Consider the following 843-nt stretch of genomic DNA (forward strand, 5'->3'; position numbering starts at 1 on the left):
TATGATTGCAGGCCCTTCAGAAATTTTGGTTTATGCTGAAGGGGAAAATAATGCTGAATGGTTGGCAATGGACGTATTGTCTCAAGCTGAGCATGACACTGTGGCGCAGGCTATTTTTATTACACCTGATGAAGTGCTCTTAAATGCAGTTGAAGCGGCTATCGAAAAGCATTTAAGTGAATTACCAAAAGCTGAAATTGCGAAAACATCGATTCAAAATCGTGGTGCATTAGTACTGGTAAAGGATCGTGCAGAAGCGATCGATCTAATTAATCAAGTTGCGCCTGAGCATTTAGAACTGTGCCTAGACGATGCTGAGTTGATGAGCCAAGAAATACGTCATGCAGGTGCAATCTTTATGGGACGTTACACCCCCGAAGCAATTGGCGATTATTGTGCAGGTCCAAACCATGTGTTACCGACTTCAGGAACAGCGCGGTTTTCATCACCACTCGGTGTTTATGATTTCCAAAAACGCTCAAGTCTGATTATGTGCTCACAGGAAGGTGTTAAAACTTTAGCGAAGACCGCCGATGTTCTTGCAGTGCAAGAAAATTTGGATGCCCATGCTCGCTCAGCACGTTACCGTTATCAATAACCGATTCGAGAAATAGATAGGGGCTGATAAGCCCCTTTTTTGAGACACAAAGAGAGTAGAAAAATGACGTTTACACCAGAGCAAATGCGTTTTTGGAGTCCAGAAGTTCGTGAGTTAGAGCCATATGTGCCGGGCGAGCAACCTAAAATTCAGAATTTACTCAAACTTAATACCAACGAAAATCCATATCCGCCATCACCAAAAGTTGTGGAAGCCGTGCAGGCAGTTTTAGCTAATCAAGCTGA

General features: G+C 43.3%; 1 protein-coding gene and 1 pseudogene. Both read left to right on the top strand.

All coding sequences use genetic code 11. The features are described from left to right. Positions 1-598: histidinol dehydrogenase (hisD, locus tag B4237_RS14015; protein ID WP_286943609.1), on the top strand; the 598-nt coding region annotated here is incomplete at its 5' end. 63 nt (positions 599-661) lie between these two features. Continuing rightward, positions 662-843: pseudogene (locus B4237_RS14020) on the top strand (histidinol-phosphate transaminase); the annotation flags it as partial.

The sequence above is a fragment of the Acinetobacter sp. UBA6526 genome, from assembly GCF_002434875.1.
Classification (GTDB): domain Bacteria; phylum Pseudomonadota; class Gammaproteobacteria; order Pseudomonadales; family Moraxellaceae; genus Acinetobacter; species Acinetobacter venetianus.